The following is an 18,703-nucleotide window of genomic DNA, read 5'->3' as shown; positions in this document are numbered from 1 at the left end:
AACCGCCACGAAGGATCGCGGCGGCCAGGAAAACTGCGAAACGCCGAAGCAGTGCTAAGGCGGATTGATGCATCGAGGGGCTACTACGTCGCCGGGTTATGCGTCGCGCCGCGTCAGCAGCATCGCGTCGCCGTAGCTGAAAAAGCGGTAACGCTGCTCGATAGCGTGACGATAGGTCGCGCGAATCGTCTCGACGCCGGCGAACGCGGACACCAGCATCAGCAGCGTCGACTTCGGCAAATGGAAATTCGTCACCAGCCGGTCGACCACCCGGAACCGGTAGCCCGGCGTGATGAAGATGTCGGTTTCCGCGCTGGTCGCCGCGAGCGGCCGGCCGGCGGCTTCCGCGTCGCGCGCGGCCGCTTCGAGCGCGCGCATCGACGTGGTGCCGACCGCGATCACGCGGTTGCCGCGCGCTTTGGTCGCGGCGATCCGGTCCGCCAGCGACTGCGGCAGGTGATACCACTCGCTGTGCATCTTGTGCTCGGCGATGTTCTCGACCCGCACCGGCTGGAACGTGCCCGCGCCGACGTGCAGCGTCAGCGTCGCGCGTTCGACGCCCTGCGCGTCGAGTTTCGCGAGCAGCGCGTCGTCGAAGTGCAGGCCGGCGGTCGGCGCGGCGACCGCGCCCGGGTTCTGCGCGAACACGGTCTGGTAGCGGGTTTCGTCGGTCGCGTCGGGATCGTGTTCGATGTACGGCGGCAGCGGCAGGTGGCCGTACTGTTCGATCAGCGTCAGGCAGTCGTCCGGGAAGTGCAGCGTGTAGAACTGATCGACGCGCTCGCCGACCGTGACCTCGAACGCATCGGCCAGGTGCACCGTGGTGCCCGGCTGCGGGCTCTTGCTCGCGCGAATCTGTGCGAGCGCGCTGCGCTCGCCGGTCAGGCGCTCGACCAGCACTTCGATGCGCCCGCCACTGGCCTTCTGGCCGAAGAAGCGGGCCTTCAGCACCTTGGTGTCGTTGAAGACGAGCAGGTCGCCGGGCGCGAGACAGCCGGGCAGCTCGGTGAAGCGCCGGTCGATCAGGCGCGCGGCGCCATCGGCGCGCTCGGCGTGGTCCACCTCGAGCAGACGGCTCGCGCTGCGCTCGGGCAGCGCGACTTGCGCGATCAGCTCGGGTGGCAGATCGAAATCGAAATCGGAAAGCGTAAACATGCGAACGACTGGGAGCGAATTGGGACGGAATTGAGCCGAAGCCGGAGTCGGGCGGCTATGATGGCGGGACGCCGAAGCGGCCCGTGCGCCTTGTCCTGTGCCGCATCCTGGATGCGACGCGGCGCGCAGCGCGGCACGACGTTTTTTTCGACAGCAGCCGATATTGTACTTGCGAAGCAGCCATGCCTTTGTCCGACCGCCGATTGTCCGTTGCCAACCTCGAAGCGGGAGACGCGCCGCGGCGCCGCGGCGCGCGGGGGGAGACGGACGAGGGTGAGGTGAGAGACGTTGCGGATGGCGCAGGTGGCGGCACGGGCGCGACTGATGCGGACGACCCCGCGCACCGACCCGGAACCGCCGGCGAGAACGGCAAACCCGCGGCCAAAACCAAAGCAACGAGCAAAGCCGCCGCCAAACCCGCGGCGAAAGCCCCCGTCAAAACCGCCGACAAGCTCGCCAAACTCGGCCTCACCCGCGACATCGACCTCGTGCTGCATCTGCCGATGCGCTACGAGGACGAAACCTCGCTGACGCCGATCGGCCACCTGCTGCCGGGCGGCATCGCGCAGACCGAAGGGGTGGTGTTCGACAACGAGATCGCATACCGGCCGCGTCGCCAGTTGCTGGTGAAGCTGCGCGATGCCGACGGCGACGAACTGGTGCTGCGCTTTCTGAATTTCTACGGCTCGCAGGTCAAGCAGATGGCGCCCGGCGCGCGGCTGCGCGTGCGCGGCGACGTGCGCGGCGGTTTCTTCGGGCTGGAGATGGTGCATCCGGCGGTGCGCGTGGTCGACGAAGACACGCCGCTGCCGCAGGCGCTGACGCCGGTCTATCCGAGCACGGCGGGCGTGTCGCAGGCGTATCTGCGCAAGGCGATCGACAACGCGTTGTCGCGCACCTCGCTGCCGGAGCTGCTGCCCGCGCCGGTCGCGCGCGAGCATCTGGAACCGCTCGGCGTGCCGTCGCTGATGGACGCGGTGCGCACGCTGCATCATCCGGGCGCGCAGTCGGACGAGACCGCGCTGATCGACGGCACCCATCCCGCGTGGGTGCGCATCAAGTTCGAAGAATTGCTCGCGCAGCAGATGTCGCTCAAGCGCGCGCACGACGAACGCCGCACCCGCGCCGCGCCGGCGATGCCGCGCCGCAAGCTCGGCGACGAGTCGGCGCTGGTCGCGCGTTTGCTGAAGGCGCTGCCGTTTTCGCTGACCGCCGCGCAGGAGCGGGTCGGCGGCGAAATCGCGCTCGATCTGACCCAGCCGCACCCGATGCAGCGGCTGTTGCAGGGCGACGTCGGCAGCGGCAAGACGATCGTCGCGGCGCTCGCGGCCGCGCAGGCGATCGACGCCGGCTACCAGGCCGCGTTGATGGCGCCGACCGAAATCCTCGCCGAGCAGCACGCGCGCAAATTGCGCGGCTGGCTGGAGCCGCTCGGCGTGAGCGTCGCGTGGCTCGCGGGCAGTCTGAAGACCAAAGAGAAGCGCGCGGCGATCGAAGCGGCCGCGCTCGGCACCGCGCAACTGGTGATCGGCACGCACGCGATCATCCAGGACGCGGTCGAGTTCGCGCGGCTCGGGCTCGTGATCGTCGACGAACAGCATCGCTTCGGCGTCGCGCAGCGGCTCGCGCTGCGCGCGAAGGCTCAGGGCGCGGCCGACGGCGCGCGCGACTTCCAGCCGCATCAACTGATGATGTCCGCGACGCCGATCCCGCGCACGCTCGCGATGACCTACTACGCGGATCTCGATGTATCGACGATCGACGAGCTGCCGCCCGGCCGCACGCCGATCCTGACCAAGCTGGTGTCCGACGCGCGCCGCGACGAGGTGATCGGCCGCGTGCGCGAGGCGGCGCTGACCGGGCGCCAGGTGTACTGGGTGTGTCCGCTGATCGAGGAAAGCGAGACTTTGCAGCTGCAGACCGCGGTCGAAACCTACGAAACCCTGGTGGCCGCGCTGCCCGAGTTGCGGGTCGGCCTCGTGCACGGCCGCCTCGCGCCGGCCGAAAAGGCCGCGGTGATGGACGCGTTCTCACGCAACGAAATCCAGCTGCTGGTCGCGACGACCGTGATCGAAGTGGGCGTCGACGTGCCGAACGCGTCGCTGATGGTGATCGAGCACGCGGAGCGCTTCGGCCTCGCGCAGCTGCATCAGTTGCGCGGCCGGGTCGGGCGCGGCAGCGCCGCGTCGGTGTGCGTGCTGCTCTATACCGGACCGCTGTCGATGACTGCGCGCGCCCGTTTGCAGACGATGCGCGAGACCACCGACGGCTTCGAGATCGCCCGTCGCGACCTCGAAATTCGCGGACCGGGCGAATTTCTCGGCGCGCGCCAGTCGGGCGCGGCGATGCTGCGCTTCGCCGACCTCGAAAACGACCAGTGGCTGATCAACCCCGCGCGCGAGGCCGCCGCCACGCTGCTGGAGCAATACCCGGAGGTGGTGCTCCAGCATCTGGCGCGTTGGCTCGGCGCGCGCGAGCAGTATCTGAAGGCGTGACACGGCGGCCGGTTTGCGTTTTGTCATAGCGCGGCGCTAAACGTTTGGCGTCACGCGGTCAAAAGGTTGGCGAACCGACCCTATAGGTGTATAACTAGAACCTATCGAATCCTCCATACTGATTGATCCCCGAATGACGCTCACCGAATTGAAATACATCGTGGCGGTGGCGCGCGAGCGGCACTTCGGCCGGGCCGCCGAAGCGTGTTTCGTCAGCCAGCCCACGCTGTCCGTCGCCATCAAGAAGCTCGAGGACGAGCTGAACGTGCAGATTTTCGAGCGCGGCACCAGCGAGGTCAGCGTCACGCCGATCGGCGAACAGATCGTCACGCAGGCTCAGCGCGTGCTCGAGCAAACGCTCGCGATCAAGGAAATCGCCAAGCAGGGCAAGGACCCGCTGGTCGGGCCGCTGCGCCTCGGCGTGATCTATACGATCGGACCGTATCTGCTGCCCACGCTGGTCAAGCAGATGATCGCGCGCGTGCCGCAGATGCCGTTGATGCTGCAGGAGAACTACACGCTCAAGCTGATCGAGTTGCTCAAGCAGGGCGAAATCGACGTCGCGATCATGGCGCTGCCGTTCCCCGAAACCGGGCTGATGTTGCGGCCGCTGTATGACGAACCGTTCGTCGTCGCGCTGCCGTCCGGCCACGCGTGGGAAAGCCGCCCGAAAATCGATCCCGACGATCTGAAACAGGAAACCATGCTGCTGCTCGGCAGCGGCCATTGTTTCCGCGACCACGTGCTCGGCGTGTGCCCGGAGCTGATGCGCTTTTCGCAGAACGCGGACGGGATCCAGAAGACCTTCGAAGGCTCGTCGCTGGAAACGATTCGCCACATGGTCGCGAGCGGCGTTGGGATTACCGTGCTGCCGCGCATGTCGGTGCACGAAGTGAAGCCGCACGCGGGCGGCATCGACGCGGGGCTGCTCAGCTACGTCGCGTTCGACGAGCCGGTGCCGGACCGCCGCGTCGTGCTTGCATGGCGCAAGAGCTTCACGCGGATGCCCGCGATCGATGCGATCTGCGAGGCGATCGCCGCCTGCGAACTGCCGGGCGTCAGGAAGCTCGACCTGCCGGCCGCCGTCAACTGACGGAGAGGCAGTGGGCCGGCGGCCGGTCGCCGCGGCCCGCAGCCGCGCGGGGCATCCCGGACGTGCCCGGCCCGCTCGCAGCGCACATTTCCAAATAAGGGCGCAAACCCTATCGCATAGATAGAATATATTAAATATGGATAGTCGATAGGGTTGATATAGTTTCCTCCTGGGATCGCCCGATCCCTATTTCACACAGCTCAGGCGCCGACCTGTGTTCAAGGCTGGACAAGCCGAGGAGGAAACATGTCCGAACGTAAGCTCACCAATGCCGCTGGCGCCCCGCTCGCCGACAACCAGAACTCGATGACCGCCGGCCCGCGCGGCCCGGTCGTCCTGCAAGACGTATGGCTGCTCGAAAAGCTCGCCCACTTCGACCGCGAGGTGATTCCCGAGCGGCGCGTGCATGCGAAGGGCTCGGGCGCCTTCGGCACGCTGAAGGTCACGCATGATATTTCGCGCTACACGAAAGCGAAAGTATTCGCGCAGGTCGGCAAGGAAACGCCGCTGTTCATGCGCTTTTCGACGGTGGCCGGCGAGCGTGGCGCGGCCGACGCCGAACGCGACGTGCGCGGCTTCTCGATCAAGTTCTACACCGAGGAAGGCAACTGGGACGTGGTCGGCAACAACACGCCGGTGTTCTTCATCCGCGATCCGCTGAAGTTTCCCGATTTCATCCATACGCAGAAACGCGATCCGTACACGAACCTGCGCAGCAACGTCGCCGCGTGGGATTTCTGGTCGCGCCATCCCGAGTCGCTGCATCAGGTGACGATTCTGATGAGCGATCGCGGCATTCCGAAGAACTATCGGCAGATGCACGGCTTCGGTTCGCACACGTACTCGTTCATCAACGCGAACAACGAGCGCTTCTGGGTCAAGTTCCACTTCAAGTCGCTGCAAGGGATCGAGAACTTCACCGACGCCGAGGCCGCGCAGGTCGTCGCGCAAGACCGCGAAAGCGCGCAGCGCGATCTGGTCGGCAGCATCGATGCGGGCAATTTCCCGAAGTGGCGTTTCGCGATTCAGGTGATGCCCGAAGCGGACGCGGCGAAGTATCGCTTCAATCCGTTCGATATCACCAAGGTGTGGTCGCACAAAGACTATCCATTGATCGACGTCGGCACGATCGAACTGAACCGCAACGCGGCGAACTATTTCGCCGACGTCGAGCAGGCGGCGTTCACGCCGGCCAACGTGGTGCCCGGCATCGGTTTCTCGCCGGATCGCCTGTTGCAGGGGCGACTGTTCTCGTACGGCGACACGCAGCGCTACCGGCTCGGCATCAATCACCACCAGATTCCGGTGAATGCGCCGCGCGTGCCGAGTCCGCATTCATTTCATCGCGACGGCGCGATGCGCACCGACGGCAATCTCGGCGGCAACGTGAACTACGAGCCGAACCGTTTCGGCGACTTCGCGCAGGACTCGAATGCGGCGGAGCCGCCGCTCGCGGCGGGCGCGGTCGATCGTTACGACCATCGCGAAGACGACGATTACTACACGCAGCCGGGCATGCTGTTCAAACTGTTCGACGCGGCGCAGCGTGAGCGTCTGTTCGGCAATATCGCGCGACATATCGACGGCGTGCCGCAGGACATCATCGCGCGTCAGATCGAGCATTTCCGCCGCGCGGATCCGGCTTGCGCGGAAGGGGTGGTTGCGGCGTTGGCTGCGTTGCAGGAAGGCAAGAAAGCCTGAGCGCCGGAGCAATGCTGGTTAGCACGCGGTAGTCATGCAATCGACGGGCGGGGCGCGGCGCGCTCCACCCGTCAAGATTCGAACCGGGAGTACAGAAATGATCCAGATGATGATGGCAATCGCGGGCAACGGCGCTTCGGCGACCGCGCGTAATGTCGAGCAGATTGTCGAGCGGCACCGGCACGCGTGGCTGCTGCGCAAGACGTTCGGTTGCGCGATCGTCGCGGGCGGATTCGCGGTGCTCGGCGCGCAGGCTTGGCAGCGACTGCTGGGCGGCTGAGCGGGCGCACGTTACGCGAACCTTGCGGCATTTCACGCTACACTGTCGAACGCTTTATGTCTGCTCGTGCAGATCATCATTTGCCGACCGGTTCGTATCACTCTTCGAAGGAGTCATCATGGCCAAAAAAGAAGCCGCAGCCGTACAGCACGTCAACATCGGGATCAGCGACAAGGATCGCAAGAAGATCGCGGAAGGGCTGTCGCGTCTGCTCGCGGACACCTACACGCTGTACCTGAAGACCCACAACTTCCACTGGAACGTCACGGGTCCGATGTTCAACACGCTGCATCTGATGTTCGAAACGCAGTACAACGAACTTGCGCTCGCGGTCGACGCGATCGCTGAACGTATCCGCGCGCTGGGCGTGCATGCGCCGGGCAGCTACAAGGAGTTCGCGAAGCTGTCGTCGATCCCGGAAGCGGACGGCGTGCCGGCCGCTGAAGACATGATCCGCCAGCTCGTGGAAGGTCAGGAAGCAGTGGTGCGTACCGCGCGCGCGATCTTCCCGTCGACGGAAGCGGCGAACGACGAACCGACCGCCGACCTGCTCACGCAGCGCATGCAGACGCACGAAAAGACCGCGTGGATGCTGCGCTCGCTGCTCGCTTGAGTAGAGGACGCTCACTGCATGTGAGCGTCAGCCGTTGCGAAGTGGCCGACGTCCGCTTCGCGCCGCGAATGAAATGAACAAGCCTCCCGTTTCGGGAGGCTTTGTTTTTTGCGGCGCCGCCGCGCGCGTCGAACCGCTGCGCACGCGGTGCGAACCAGCCAGTACCGCGTCGAGCCAGTCGGCTCACCTGCTTCCCGTAGAATAGCGGGACCGTGTTCGCACTTCACCGCATTCGTCCCATGTTCGCCCGACTCCCTCTGTATCTGCGCCTCGTGCGCATGGACAAGCCGATCGGCAGCCTGCTGCTGCTGTGGCCGACGCTCAACGCTTTGTGGATCGCGTCCGGCGGTCATCCGTCGTGGCAACTCCTCGTGATTTTCACCGTCGGCACGGTGCTGATGCGCTCGGCCGGCTGCGCGATCAACGATTACGCCGACCGCGATTTCGACCGCTACGTGAAGCGCACCGAAAACCGGCCGATCACCTCGGGCAAGATCAAAGCATGGGAAGCGGTGGTGCTCGCGGCGGCTTTGTCGCTGGTCGCGTTTTTGCTGATCCTGCCGCTCAATGCGCTGACCAAACAGTTGTCGGTGGTCGCGCTGTTCGTCGCCGGCACGTATCCGTTCATGAAGCGTTTCTTTGCGATTCCGCAGGCGTATCTCGGCATCGCGTTCGGCTTCGGCATTCCGATGGCGTTCGCCGCGGTGCTGGGCCACGTGCCGCTGCTCGCGTGGGTGATGCTGCTCGCGAACATCTTCTGGGCGGTCGCGTACGACACCGAATACGCGATGGTCGATCGCGACGACGACATCAAGATCGGTATTCGCACGTCGGCGCTGACGTTCGGCCGCTTCGACGTGGCCGCGGTGATGCTGTGCTACGCGGTGACGTTGGGGATTTACGTCGGCATCGGTTTGACGCTCGGCTTCGGGTTGCTGTACTGGCTCGGCTGGGCCGCCGCGGTGGGCTGCGCGATCTATCACTACACGCTGATCCGCAATCGCGAGCGGATGCCGTGTTTTGCCGCGTTCCGTCACAACAACTGGCTGGGCGGCGCGCTGTTCGCGGGGATTGCCGCGCATTACGCGGCTGCTTCGTTTTAATTCTTTTTGCGCGCGGTCTCGGCGGGTTGAGATCGCAGCTGTAGTTGAACGCCGTAGACGCTTGCGCTGATTCGAGTTGCGCAGCGTGCTACGGCGTCTTCGTTTGTGCTTCGAATGCTTCGGGGGAGCGGGCGGCCAACCCGACTGTTCGCCGCGCCGCCACGCTGTTACTGCTTGCCGAACTCGTCGCCCATCTCTTTCGCGCGCGCATCGGCGGCGAGCGCGCCGCGCACGATCGCGTCCTTGATCCCGCTGGCGTCGAACGATGCGAGCGCCGCCGCGGTCGTGCCGCCCTTCGACGTCACCCGCTCGCGCAGCACGCTGGGCGGCTCGTCCGAATTCGCCGCGAGCTGCGCGGCGCCGGTGAACGTCGCGACCGCGAGCGCGCGGCCTTGCGCTTCGTCCATCCCGAGCTCGCGCGCGGCTTCCTGCAGCGCTTCGATGAAATAGAACACGTAGGCCGGCCCGCTGCCCGAGATCGCGGTGACCGCGTCGATCTTCGCTTCGTCGTCGAACCAGACGGTTTCTCCGACCGCGCCGAGCACTTGCGATGCGAGCGCGCGGCCCGCTTCATCGACGCTGGCGGTCGCCACCAGCCCCGTCACGCCCATGCCGATCAGCGCCGGCGTATTCGGCATCACCCGCACGATGCGGCCATGGCCGCCGAGCCAGCGCGACATGTCGCCGATGCGAATCCCCGCGACGATGCTGATCGCCAGTTGCGACGCGCTCAGGTGCGGTGCGACCGCCTCGGCGACGCTCTTCAGGATCTGCGGCTTGACCGCGAGCACGACCGCGTCGTAGCCGGCGAGCGCGGCGTCGGCGGCCGCGCCGGTGCGGATGCCGAATTGCTGCTCGTTGCGCTTGCGCGCGTCTTCGTTCGGATCGATCGCGTACAGGTCCGTGGGCGCGACGCCCCGCTTGATGAGGCCGCCGATCAACGCCGCGGCCATGTTGCCGCCGCCGATAAACGCAATTTTCATGATGGTCCGGATGAGGTTCAGGAGAGAGTCGGAAAGAAGCCGGCGATGCGGCGACGGATCCGCGCGGGCTGCGCGCCGCGCCGCCGGTGATTCAGTGGTTCAGCGCGAGTAATCGCGCGCGCCGAAAATCGCGGTGCCGATCCGCACGATCGTCGCGCCTTCGAGCACGGCCGCTTCGAGATCGGCCGACATGCCCATCGACAGCGTATCGAGCGCGAGCCCGTCGGCGCGCAAGCGCTCGAACAGTTCGCGCAGCACGCGATGCGGCGCACGTTGCGCATCGAGTTCGTCGGCCGGTTCGGGAATCGACATCAGGCCGCGCAGTTTCAGTTTCGGCAGCGTGGCGATCTGCTGCGCGATGCCGGCCGCGTCGGCCACAGCGACGCCGCTTTTCGACGCCTCGCCGCTGACGTTGACCTGCAAGCACACGTTCAACGGCGGCAGATGATCGGGACGCTGCTCCGACAGCCGCTGCGCGATTTTCAGGCGATCGACCGAATGCACCCAGTCGAACTGCTCGGCGACCGGCCGCGTCTTGTTCGATTGCAGCGGCCCGATGAAATGCCATTCGAGCGACGCGCGCAAATCGGCGAGCGTGTGGATTTTGTCGAGTGCTTCCTGCACGTAGTTTTCGCCGAACGCGCGCTGGCCGGCCGCATGGGCGGCGCGCACCGCGTCGGCCGGAAACGTTTTGGAGACCGCGAGCAGCATGATGGACTGCGGATCGCGGCCCGCTGCTTGCGCGGCCGCCGCGATACGCTGTTGCACGTCGACGAGAGTGTGAGCGAGGTGTTGATCCAGATCGGACATGGAACGAAGCCGGTGTTCAGCGAAAGACGATGCCCCGATTATACGGACAGCATGTGCTCGACCAGTTCGATCCAGTGCGCGACCGGCGTCGACGTACCGCTCTGCAAATGCGAGATGCAACCGACGTTGGCCGACACGATCACCTGCGGTTCCTGCGCCTGCAAGCGTTCGAGTTTCTGGTCGCGCAACGCGTACGACAGACGCGGCTGCGTCAGCGAATAAGTGCCGGCCGAGCCGCAGCACAGATGGCTGTCGGCGGGCAGACGCACTTCGACGCCGAGCGCGGTCAGCAACTGCTCGACCTTGCCGCGAATCTGCTGACCGTGCTGCAGCGTGCACGGCGGATGAAACGCGACCGTATGCACCGAGCGGCGCCGCGTGATCGCGGCCAGCTGCTCCTCGAACTCCGGCAGGATTTCGGAGAGGTCGCGCGTCAGTTCGACGATGCGGCGCGCCTTCTGCGCATAGTGCGGATCGTCGCGCAGCAGGTGCGCATATTCCTTGACCGTCGCGCCGCAGCCCGACGCGTTCATCACGATCGCCTCGACGCCCTGTTCGACATATGGCCACCACGCGTCGATGTTCGCGCGCAGGTCGTCGAGCGCTTCGTCGTTGTAGCCGAGATGCAGGCGGATCGCGCCGCAGCAACCGGCCTCCGGCGCGACCACCGTTTCGATGCCGAGCGCGTCGAACACCCGCGCGGTCGCGATGTTCACGTTCGGCATCATCGACGGTTGCACGCAGCCCGCGAGCATCAGCATCTTGCGTTCATGCTTCGCGTTCGGCCAGGCGAGCGGGCGCTGGCGCGGCGGGACCTTGTCGCGCAGCTTTTTCGGCAGCAGTGGGCGCACGTGCTGACCGATGCGCATCGCGGGCGTGAAGATCGCGCTGTTCGGCACGACGGTCGCGAGCAGGCGGCGCGTGATCCGCTGGTTCAGCGGCCGCGTGACTTTCTGTTCGGTGAGCTTGCGGCCGATTTCGACCAGCCGCCCATATTGAACGCCGGACGGGCAGGTCGTCTCGCAACTACGGCAGGTCAGGCAGCGGTCCAGATGCACCTGGGTGCTGCGCGTGACCGGCGCGCCTTCGACCATCTGCTTGATCAGATAGATGCGCCCGCGCGGGCCGTCGAGTTCGTCGCCGAGCAGCTGATAGGTCGGGCAGGTCGCGGTGCAGAAGCCGCAATGCACGCACTTGCGCAGGATCGAATCGGCTTCGTCGCCATCGGGGGTGTTGCGAATGAAGTCCGCGAGGTTGGTTTGCATCGCGTCGCTCAGAAGTCGGAGTAGAGACGGCCGCGGTTGAACACGCGGGCCGGATCGAAAGCGTGTTTGAGGCCGCGATGAATTTTCATCAACGGCGCGGGCAGCGGCGTGAATACGCCGGCGCTGCGGTCGTAGCCGTGGCCGCTGCGGAAAATCGTGGCGTGACCGCCGGCCTGCTTCGCGCTGATGCGCACGGTTTGCGCATCGGTGTCGGTGATCCACCACCGCTGGCCGCCGCCCCATTCCATCAGTTGCGCGCCGGGCAGTTGCAGCGGCTCGGTGATCGACGGCAGCGCGAGGCGCCACAGCGCCGCTTTCGGCGGAATCGCCGCGAAGAACGAATCGGTCTGCTCGCGCAGGCCGGCCCAGAAACGTTCGGCTTCGACCGCATCGACCACTTCGCCGCCGAGCCCGGTGCGCGCCGCCTTGACGGCAGCCTCGGCGCCCGCGAGCCGCACCGCGAGCGTGCCGTTGCGCCACGCGCTGGCGGTGATCGGCAGCGGCCGGCCGCCCCATTCGTTGAGCTTGCGCACGGCGTCGGTGCCGTTCACGTCGAACTTCAAGGTCGCTTCGGACTGCGGCAGCGGCAGCACCTTGATCGATAGTTCGAGGATCAGGCCGAGCGTGCCGAGCGAGCCGGCCAGCAGGCGCGAGACGTCGTAGCCGGCGACATTCTTTACGACCTGGCCGCCGAAGTGCAGTGTCTGGCCCTGGCCGTTCATGATGACCGCGCCGAGCACGAAGTCGCGCACGGCGCCGACGGCGGGGCGGCGCGGCCCGGAGATGCCGGCCGCGATGCAGCCGCCGAAGGTGGCCTGCGGGCCGAAGTGCGGCGGCTCGAACGCAAGCATCTGATCGTGCTCGGCGAGCGCGGCCTCGATTTCCAGCAGGGGCGTGCCGGCGCGCGCGGTGATCACGAGCTCGGCCGGATCGTACGAGATGATGCCGCGATAAGCACGCGTGTCGAGGATCTCGCCTTCCAGCGTCTGGCCGTACCAGTCCTTGGTGCCGCCGCCACGGATGCGCAGCGCGCGTCCCTCGGCGCTGGCCGAACGCACGCGTTCGGACCATACGGCGACGATGTCGTCCTCTTCCATGGTGTCCTGCTCGTTGTGTGTCGATTGATTGTACCGGGCGGCGGCGCGCTGGCAAGCCGGAGCGGACCCGCATCGGCGGCCTGCGTGGAGCGCTTCGCGGCCGCGCGGAAAACGGCGCCGGCACGCGGCTCGGCCGGCGCGGCTCGGCGCCGATCGACGCGCGCCGCGCGCGGCGCCCGCTAGAAGCGCGGCAACTCGGGGTGGGGAAGCAGGCCGCCGCGCACGTGCATCTTGCCGTATTCGGCGCAGCGCGCCCGCGTGGGGATGCCCTTGTCCGGATTGAGCAGGCCGGGGCCGTCGAACGCGCGCTTGACCGCGTGGAACGCGTCGCGCTCCTCGGGCGAGAACTGCACGCACATCGAATTGATCTTCTCGATGCCGACGCCGTGTTCGCCCGTCACCGTGCCGCCGAGTTCGACGCACGCTTCGAGGATGTCGCACCCGAATTGCTCGGCGCGGTGCCACTCGTCCTTATCGTTGCCGTTGAACAGGATCAGCGGGTGCATGTTGCCGTCGCCGGCATGGAACACGTTGATGCAACGCAGTCCGTACTTTTTCTCCATCTCCTCGATGCGCGCGAGCAGCGGTCCGATACTGCGGCGCGGCACGGTGCCGTCCATGCAGTAGTAGTCGGGGGAAATGCGGCCGGCCGCCGGGAACGCGTTCTTGCGCCCGGACCAGAAGCGCAGCCGCTCCGCCTCCGAACGTGAGATCTGGATGCGGGTCGCGCCGTGCTCGCGCAGCACCGCGGTCATGCGCACGATCTCGTTGGCGACTTCCTCGGGCGTGCCGTCCGATTCGCACAGCAGGATGGCCGCCGCGTCGAGGTCGTAGCCCGCGTTGACGAACTCCTCGACCGCGCGGGTGGCCGGCTTGTCCATCATTTCGAGGCCGGCCGGAATGATGCCCGCCGCGATGATGCCGGCGACCGCGTCGCCGCCTTTGATCACGTCGTCGAAGCTCGCCATGATCACCTGCGCGGTTTGCGGCTTCGGAATCAGCTTGACGGTGACCTCGGTGACGATCGCGAACATCCCCTCGCTGCCGATCAGCACCGCGAGCAGATCGAGCCCCGGCGCATCCGGCGCGAGCGAGCCGAACTCGACGATCTCGCCTTCCATCGTCACCGCGCGCACCCGCAGCACGTTGTGCACGGTGAGGCCGTACTTCAGGCAATGGACACCGCCGGAATTCTCCGACACGTTGCCGCCGATCGTGCAGGCGATCTGCGACGACGGGTCCGGCGCGTAGTAGAGGCCATAGGGCGCGGCGGCCTCGGAGATCGCCAGATTGCGCACACCGGGCTGCACGGTCGCGGTACGCGCATACGAGTCGACTTCGACGATTTTCCTGAAGCGCGCGAGCGACACCACCACGCCATGCACGATCGGCATCGCGCCGCCGGACAGCCCGGTGCCCGCGCCGCGCGGCACGATCGGCACCTGCAGACGGTGGCAGATCTGCACGATGCGCTGCACCTGCGATTCCGTTTCGGGCAGCGCGACCGCGAGCGGCAGGCGCCGGTAGGCGGCGAGGCCGTCGCATTCATACGCGACCGTGTCTTCCTCGCGATACAGCAGGCAGTGGGTCGGCAACACGGCCATCAGCGCCTGCACGACTTCGCGCTGGCGTTGCGCGAGTACTTCGGCCGACAGTTCAGCGGGTGCGTTCATCAGACTCGTCTCCTCGTGGCTTGCGCCTGGCCGGCTTTGCGTTTGCGCCGGCGGTTGCGGACGGCCTTGGCGGTCCGCCTCACTATGAAGCCGGCGCGGCGGCCGCTGAAATGCCGCGCACCCGGGCTTCTGGCCCGATCTTTCGTCAGGCCGCCCAGGCGAAGATCTTGCCCGGGTTCATCAGATTGCGCGGATCGAGCGCGTGCTTGATCGAGCGCATCGTGTCGACTGCGACGTCGCCGTGCTCTTCGAGCAGGAACGCCATCTTGTGCAGGCCGACGCCATGCTCGCCGGTGCAGGTGCCGTCCATCCGCAGCGCGCGCTGCACGATCCGATGGTTCAGGCGTTCGGCTTCTTCGAGTTCTTCGGGCTTGGCCGGATCGACCAGGATCGCGACGTGGAAGTTGCCGTCGCCGACATGGCCGACGATCGGGCAGGGCAGCGGCGACGCGTTCAGATCCTGCTCGGTTTCGACCACGCATTCGGCGAGCCGCGAGATCGGCACGCAGACATCCGTGGTGACCGCGCGGCAGCCGGGCTTCAGTTGCAGCATCGCGAAGTAAGCGTTGTGACGCGCGTTCCACAGACGGCTGCGGTCTTCGGGCCGGGTCGCCCATTCGAAGCCTTCGCCGGCATTTTGCGCGGCGATTTCCTGCACGAGTTCGGCCTGTTCCTTCACGCCGGCCTCGGTGCCGTGAAATTCGAAGAAGAGTGTCGGCGCTTCGCGCAGCGTCAGGTTCGAGTGACGATTGATCGAGCGGATCGCGAGCGAGTCGACGAATTCGACGCGCGCGATCGGCACGCCGATCTGGATCGTCTCGATCACCGCGCGCACCGCGTCGCCCATCGACGGGAACGTGCACACCGCGGCCGAGACCGCTTCCGGCTGCGGATAGAGACGCAGCGTGATTTCGGTGATCACGCCGAGCGTGCCTTCCGAGCCGACGAACAGACGCGTCAGATCGTAGCCCGCCGACGATTTGCGCGCGCGCGTGCCGGTCTTGATCACGCGGCCGTCGGCGAGCACCACCGTCAGGCCGAGCACGTTTTCGCGCATCGTGCCGTAGCGCACCGCGTTGGTCCCCGACGCGCGCGTGGCCGACATGCCGCCGATGCTCGCGTCCGCGCCCGGATCGATCGGGAAGAACAGGCCGGTGTCGCGCAGCGCTTCGTTCAGCTGCTTGCGCGAGATGCCCGGCTCGACGGTGACCGTGAGGTCTTCGGCGTTGATCGACAGCACCCGGTTCATTTCCGACAGGTCGATCGACACGCCGCCTTGCACCGCGAGCAGATGTCCTTCGAGCGATGAGCCGTTGCCGTACGGAATGATCGGCACGTCGTGGCGGCCGCAGAGTTTGACCGCGGTTTGCACGTCTTCGATCGTGCGCGCGAAGACGACGGCGTCGGGCAGTTGGGGATCGAACGGTGACTCGTCGCGACCGTGATGCGCGCGGACGGCTTCAGCCACCGACACGCGTTCGCCGAAAGCGGCTTTCAGTTCGTTCAGCAATTCGGCGGGAAACGGCCGGCGCAGCGGGGCCGGCGGCACGGGATGGTTCACGCATGTCTCCTGATGTCCTGGGGGTGCGGTTTGGTTCGCAGCATGCGTTTCATTTTACGCCGTTCGTTTGCGAGCCGGCGCGCGGGCGGGCTCGCTTGCAGGCTCGCGTGCGCCCATATAATGGCGGCGATCCGGCGCTGCGCGCAAGATGGGCAAACGTGGTCCGCAACGGGCCTAGGTATGGGCGTTGCGCGAGCGTGTTTGCTTGTTTGCGTGTTTGCGTGGTTGTGTGCGCGGCGCCACTGAACGTATGGGAGACATCATGGGCAATCGCCTGAGCAAGATCGCCACTCGCACCGGCGACGACGGTACCACCGGTCTGGGCGACGGCCGCCGGGTTCGCAAGGACAGCGCGCGGATCGCCGCGATCGGCGACGTCGACGAACTCAATTCGAATCTCGGTGTGCTGTTGTGCGAAAACCTGCCGGACGACGTGCGCGCGGCGCTGGTCGCGATCCAGCACGACCTGTTCGATCTGGGCGGCGAGTTGTGCATTCCCGGTCACACGATGATCACCGACCGGCACCTCGCGCAACTCGACGGTTGGCTCGCCGACTACAACGCGGCGTTGCCGCCGCTGAAGGAATTCATCTTGCCGGGCGGCTCGCGCTCGGCCGCGCTCGCGCATGTGTGCCGCACTGTCTGCCGCCGCGCGGAACGCGCAATCGTGGCGCTCGGCGAACACGAAGACATCAACGCGGCGCCGCGTCAGTACGTGAACCGGCTGTCCGATCTGCTGTTCGTGCTGGCCCGCGTGCTCAATCGCGCGGACGGCGGCACCGACGTGCTGTGGCAGCACGATCGCGGCACGCATTGAACGACGCGCCGCCTGCGCGAACGGCCTGATCCGGGGCCGCGCATAAGCTGCCCATAAGCCGCTCCTAACCCGCTCCTAACCGATTGCCAGCGTCACCGGCTTACCGATGCGGCTGAGCATTTCGACCAGCGTGTCGATTGTGAACTTGGTGGTTTTCTTGTTGACGACATCGGACACGCGCGGCCGCGACACCATCAGAATTTCAGCGGCCTCGGCCTGCTTCAGATGATGCTGTTCGATCCAGCTGGACAGCTCGGTCATCAGCTGTTCCTTGAGCAGCCGCGTGTCGTTGATCTGCTTTTGCGACGCGGCGTGCAGACGTTTTGCCTCCGCGGCCGAAAAACCGAGTTCGAGGAACACGTTCGCGCCGGGCGGTGTTACGTGACGAATTTTGGTGTCGATCGTCATGGCTGGAGGGTCCTGTAGTGAGTGATCGCGCGGTAGCGCGTTGCGGCAATATTTCGGTCGTGGGCGCCGAGTTTCTGCGCTTTCTTCTGGAAGCAATGCAGTACGTAGAGCGCTTCCTCGTATTTGGTCACGTACATCACGCGAAAAATGCCGTCTTCTTCCCTGATGCGAATTTCGCGCGTTCCTGGGCCGATCGACTCGAACGGCTTCCAGTCGTCCGGGTCGAGTCCTGCCTGAATTTTGCCGAGTTGAAATCCGGCGAGACGACGCGCTTCATCCGGAAAGGCGAGCAAGTCGCGATAGCTGGAGCCTAGCCAGCGAATTTCTTTTTCCTGCTCCATCAGCGCCTCATGTATAAAACTTTATACCTATCAACTCTCCCGGTCAAGTCACGCAGGACAGACCTGGCATCGAGCTGTCACGGTATCGAGGTGGCTGTGCGAGCGCCATTCGGCCGAATGGCCAATAAAAAACCCGGTTCGAAACCGAACCGGGTTGTTACTGCGCACTACTGACGAGTCACCGGGCCGGCGACGCGGCGGTTACTCAGTTGCCGCTGCCGCGCGCGACGCGGCGCTGCCGGACCGCTTCCGCGAGACCTTCGAGCACGGCGACGCTTTCGTCCCAGCCGATGCACGCATCGGTAATGCTCTGGCCGTAGGTGAGCTGGCAGCCTTCCTTCAGGTCCTGGCGGCCCGCCACGAGGTGCGACTCGACCATCACGCCGACGATACGCTCGTCGCCCGTGGCGATCTGACGGCCGATGTCCGCGCACACCGGAATCTGGTTCTCGTGCTTTTTCGAGCTGTTCGCGTGGCTCGCGTCGATCATCAGACGCGCGGCGAGTCCCGCCTTGCCGATGTCCGCGCAGGCCGCGTTGACGCTGTCCGCGTCGTAGTTCGGCGTCTTGCCGCCGCGCAGGATCACATGGCAGTCCTCATTGCCGGCGGTCGACACGATCGCCGAGTGGCCGCCCTTCGTGACCGACAGGAAATGGTGCGGCTGCGAGGCCGCCTTGATCGCGTCGACGGCGATCTTGACGTTGCCGTCCGTGCCGTTCTTGAAGCCGACCGGGCACGACAGGCCCGACGCCAGTTCGCGGTGCACCTGCGATTCGGTCGTGCGCGCGCCGATCGCACCCCACGAGATCAGATCGGCGATGTACTGCGGGCTGATCATGTCGAGGTATTCGGTGCCGGCCGGCAGGCCGAGTTCGTTGATCCGCAACAGCAGCTCGCGCGCGGTGCGCAGGCCTTCATTGATCTTGAAGCTGTTGTCCATGTGCGGGTCGTTGATGAGACCCTTCCAGCCCACCGTCGTGCGCGGCTTTTCGAAGTACACGCGCATCACGATCTCGAGTTCGCCGGCGAAGCGCTTGCGCTGCTCGATCAGACGGCCCGCGTATTCGAGCGCGGCCTTGGTGTCGTGAATCGAGCACGGGCCGATCACGACGATCAGGCGATCGTCCATCCCGTGCAGGATGCGATGCATCGCACTGCGCGCGTCGTAGATCACGTTCGACACCGTTTCGTCGCACGCAAATTCGCGGATCAGGTGGGCGGGCGGCGTGAGTTCTTTCAATTCGCGGATGCGGACGTCATCGGTATTGTGCGGGGGCATGGGGTTCTCCTGAATCGGTTTTTAGCGTG

17 protein-coding genes are annotated in these 18,703 nt (G+C 65.9%); 7 read left to right on the top strand and 10 right to left on the bottom strand.

The window, feature by feature from the left end:
- Window positions 1-96: 96 nt before the first annotated feature.
- Window positions 97-1,155, bottom strand: a complete 1,059-nt coding sequence (queA, locus tag LJ656_RS05025; protein WP_230508169.1) for a tRNA preQ1(34) S-adenosylmethionine ribosyltransferase-isomerase QueA — start codon at window positions 1,153-1,155, stop codon at window positions 97-99.
- 182 nt (window positions 1,156-1,337) lie between these two features.
- Here queA and recG point away from each other — a divergent pair, with 182 nt between their 5' ends.
- The 6 genes from recG to ubiA all read left to right on the top strand — a co-directional run bounded on the left by recG (window position 1,338) and on the right by ubiA (window position 8,440).
- A complete protein-coding gene (recG, locus tag LJ656_RS05020; protein WP_230508168.1) occupies window positions 1,338-3,650 on the top strand; it encodes an ATP-dependent DNA helicase RecG in 2,313 nt (770 codons plus the stop codon).
- A gap of 133 nt (window positions 3,651-3,783) precedes the next feature.
- Complete coding sequence (locus LJ656_RS05015; RefSeq protein WP_230508167.1) at window positions 3,784-4,743, top strand: LysR substrate-binding domain-containing protein; 960 nt, start codon at window positions 3,784-3,786, stop codon at window positions 4,741-4,743.
- Between the two features lie 246 nt (window positions 4,744-4,989).
- Complete coding sequence (locus LJ656_RS05010; protein WP_230508166.1) at window positions 4,990-6,444, top strand: catalase; 1,455 nt, start codon at window positions 4,990-4,992, stop codon at window positions 6,442-6,444.
- A gap of 97 nt (window positions 6,445-6,541) precedes the next feature.
- On the top strand, window positions 6,542-6,724 hold the full coding sequence (locus LJ656_RS05005) for a hypothetical protein (protein WP_230508165.1): 183 nt from the start codon (window positions 6,542-6,544) through the stop codon (window positions 6,722-6,724).
- Window positions 6,725-6,842: 118 nt separating this feature from the next.
- On the top strand, window positions 6,843-7,337 hold the full coding sequence (locus tag LJ656_RS05000; RefSeq protein ID WP_169496984.1) for a Dps family protein: 495 nt from the start codon (window positions 6,843-6,845) through the stop codon (window positions 7,335-7,337).
- Between the two features lie 239 nt (window positions 7,338-7,576).
- Window positions 7,577-8,440: a 4-hydroxybenzoate octaprenyltransferase gene (ubiA, locus tag LJ656_RS04995; protein WP_230508164.1), complete on the top strand. Its 864-nt coding sequence runs from the start codon at window positions 7,577-7,579 to the stop codon at window positions 8,438-8,440.
- Window positions 8,441-8,607: 167 nt separating this feature from the next.
- Here ubiA and proC read toward each other — a convergent pair whose 3' ends face one another.
- The 6 genes from proC to LJ656_RS04965 form a co-directional block, all read right to left on the bottom strand.
- Window positions 8,608-9,423: a pyrroline-5-carboxylate reductase gene (gene proC, locus LJ656_RS04990; RefSeq protein ID WP_230508163.1), complete on the bottom strand. Its 816-nt coding sequence runs from the start codon at window positions 9,421-9,423 to the stop codon at window positions 8,608-8,610.
- A gap of 99 nt (window positions 9,424-9,522) precedes the next feature.
- Window positions 9,523-10,233, bottom strand: coding sequence for a YggS family pyridoxal phosphate-dependent enzyme (locus tag LJ656_RS04985; protein ID WP_230508162.1), 711 nt, complete (start codon window positions 10,231-10,233; stop codon window positions 9,523-9,525).
- 38 nt (window positions 10,234-10,271) lie between these two features.
- A complete protein-coding gene (gene glcF / locus LJ656_RS04980) occupies window positions 10,272-11,498 on the bottom strand; it encodes a glycolate oxidase subunit GlcF (RefSeq protein WP_230508161.1) in 1,227 nt (408 codons plus the stop codon).
- 8 nt (window positions 11,499-11,506) lie between these two features.
- Entirely contained in the window at window positions 11,507-12,595 is a 1,089-nt protein-coding gene (gene glcE, locus LJ656_RS04975) for a glycolate oxidase subunit GlcE (protein WP_230508160.1), read from the bottom strand.
- Between the two features lie 179 nt (window positions 12,596-12,774).
- On the bottom strand, window positions 12,775-14,268 hold the full coding sequence (locus LJ656_RS04970) for an FAD-linked oxidase C-terminal domain-containing protein (RefSeq protein WP_230508159.1): 1,494 nt from the start codon (window positions 14,266-14,268) through the stop codon (window positions 12,775-12,777).
- A 145-nt stretch (window positions 14,269-14,413) separates the two neighbouring features.
- A complete protein-coding gene (locus LJ656_RS04965) occupies window positions 14,414-15,829 on the bottom strand; it encodes an FAD-linked oxidase C-terminal domain-containing protein (RefSeq protein WP_230508158.1) in 1,416 nt (471 codons plus the stop codon).
- Between the two features lie 262 nt (window positions 15,830-16,091).
- On the opposite strand from LJ656_RS04965, the gene LJ656_RS04960 reads away from it, so the two are divergent.
- Window positions 16,092-16,646: a cob(I)yrinic acid a,c-diamide adenosyltransferase gene (locus tag LJ656_RS04960; protein WP_230508157.1), complete on the top strand. Its 555-nt coding sequence runs from the start codon at window positions 16,092-16,094 to the stop codon at window positions 16,644-16,646.
- Between the two features lie 75 nt (window positions 16,647-16,721).
- Here the strand turns inward: LJ656_RS04960 and LJ656_RS04955 are convergent, their stop codons facing one another.
- The 3 genes from LJ656_RS04955 to aroG all read right to left on the bottom strand — a co-directional run bounded on the left by LJ656_RS04955 (window position 16,722) and on the right by aroG (window position 18,674).
- Window positions 16,722-17,054: a helix-turn-helix domain-containing protein gene (locus LJ656_RS04955; RefSeq protein ID WP_075295534.1), complete on the bottom strand. Its 333-nt coding sequence runs from the start codon at window positions 17,052-17,054 to the stop codon at window positions 16,722-16,724.
- Window positions 17,051-17,395: a type II toxin-antitoxin system RelE/ParE family toxin gene (locus tag LJ656_RS04950; protein ID WP_230508156.1), complete on the bottom strand. Its 345-nt coding sequence runs from the start codon at window positions 17,393-17,395 to the stop codon at window positions 17,051-17,053. The genes LJ656_RS04955 and LJ656_RS04950 overlap by 4 nt, the downstream gene beginning before the upstream one ends.
- Before the next feature lie 205 nt (window positions 17,396-17,600).
- Entirely contained in the window at window positions 17,601-18,674 is a 1,074-nt protein-coding gene (gene aroG / locus LJ656_RS04945; RefSeq protein WP_230508155.1) for a 3-deoxy-7-phosphoheptulonate synthase AroG, read from the bottom strand.
- Between the last annotated feature and the right edge of the window lie 29 nt (window positions 18,675-18,703).

Source organism: Paraburkholderia sejongensis (assembly GCF_020880815.1).
GTDB classification, from domain to species: Bacteria; Pseudomonadota; Gammaproteobacteria; order Burkholderiales; family Burkholderiaceae; genus Paraburkholderia; species Paraburkholderia sejongensis.
The sequence above is the reverse complement of the archived record's forward strand: the minus strand, read 5'-3'. Positions and strand labels throughout refer to the sequence as shown.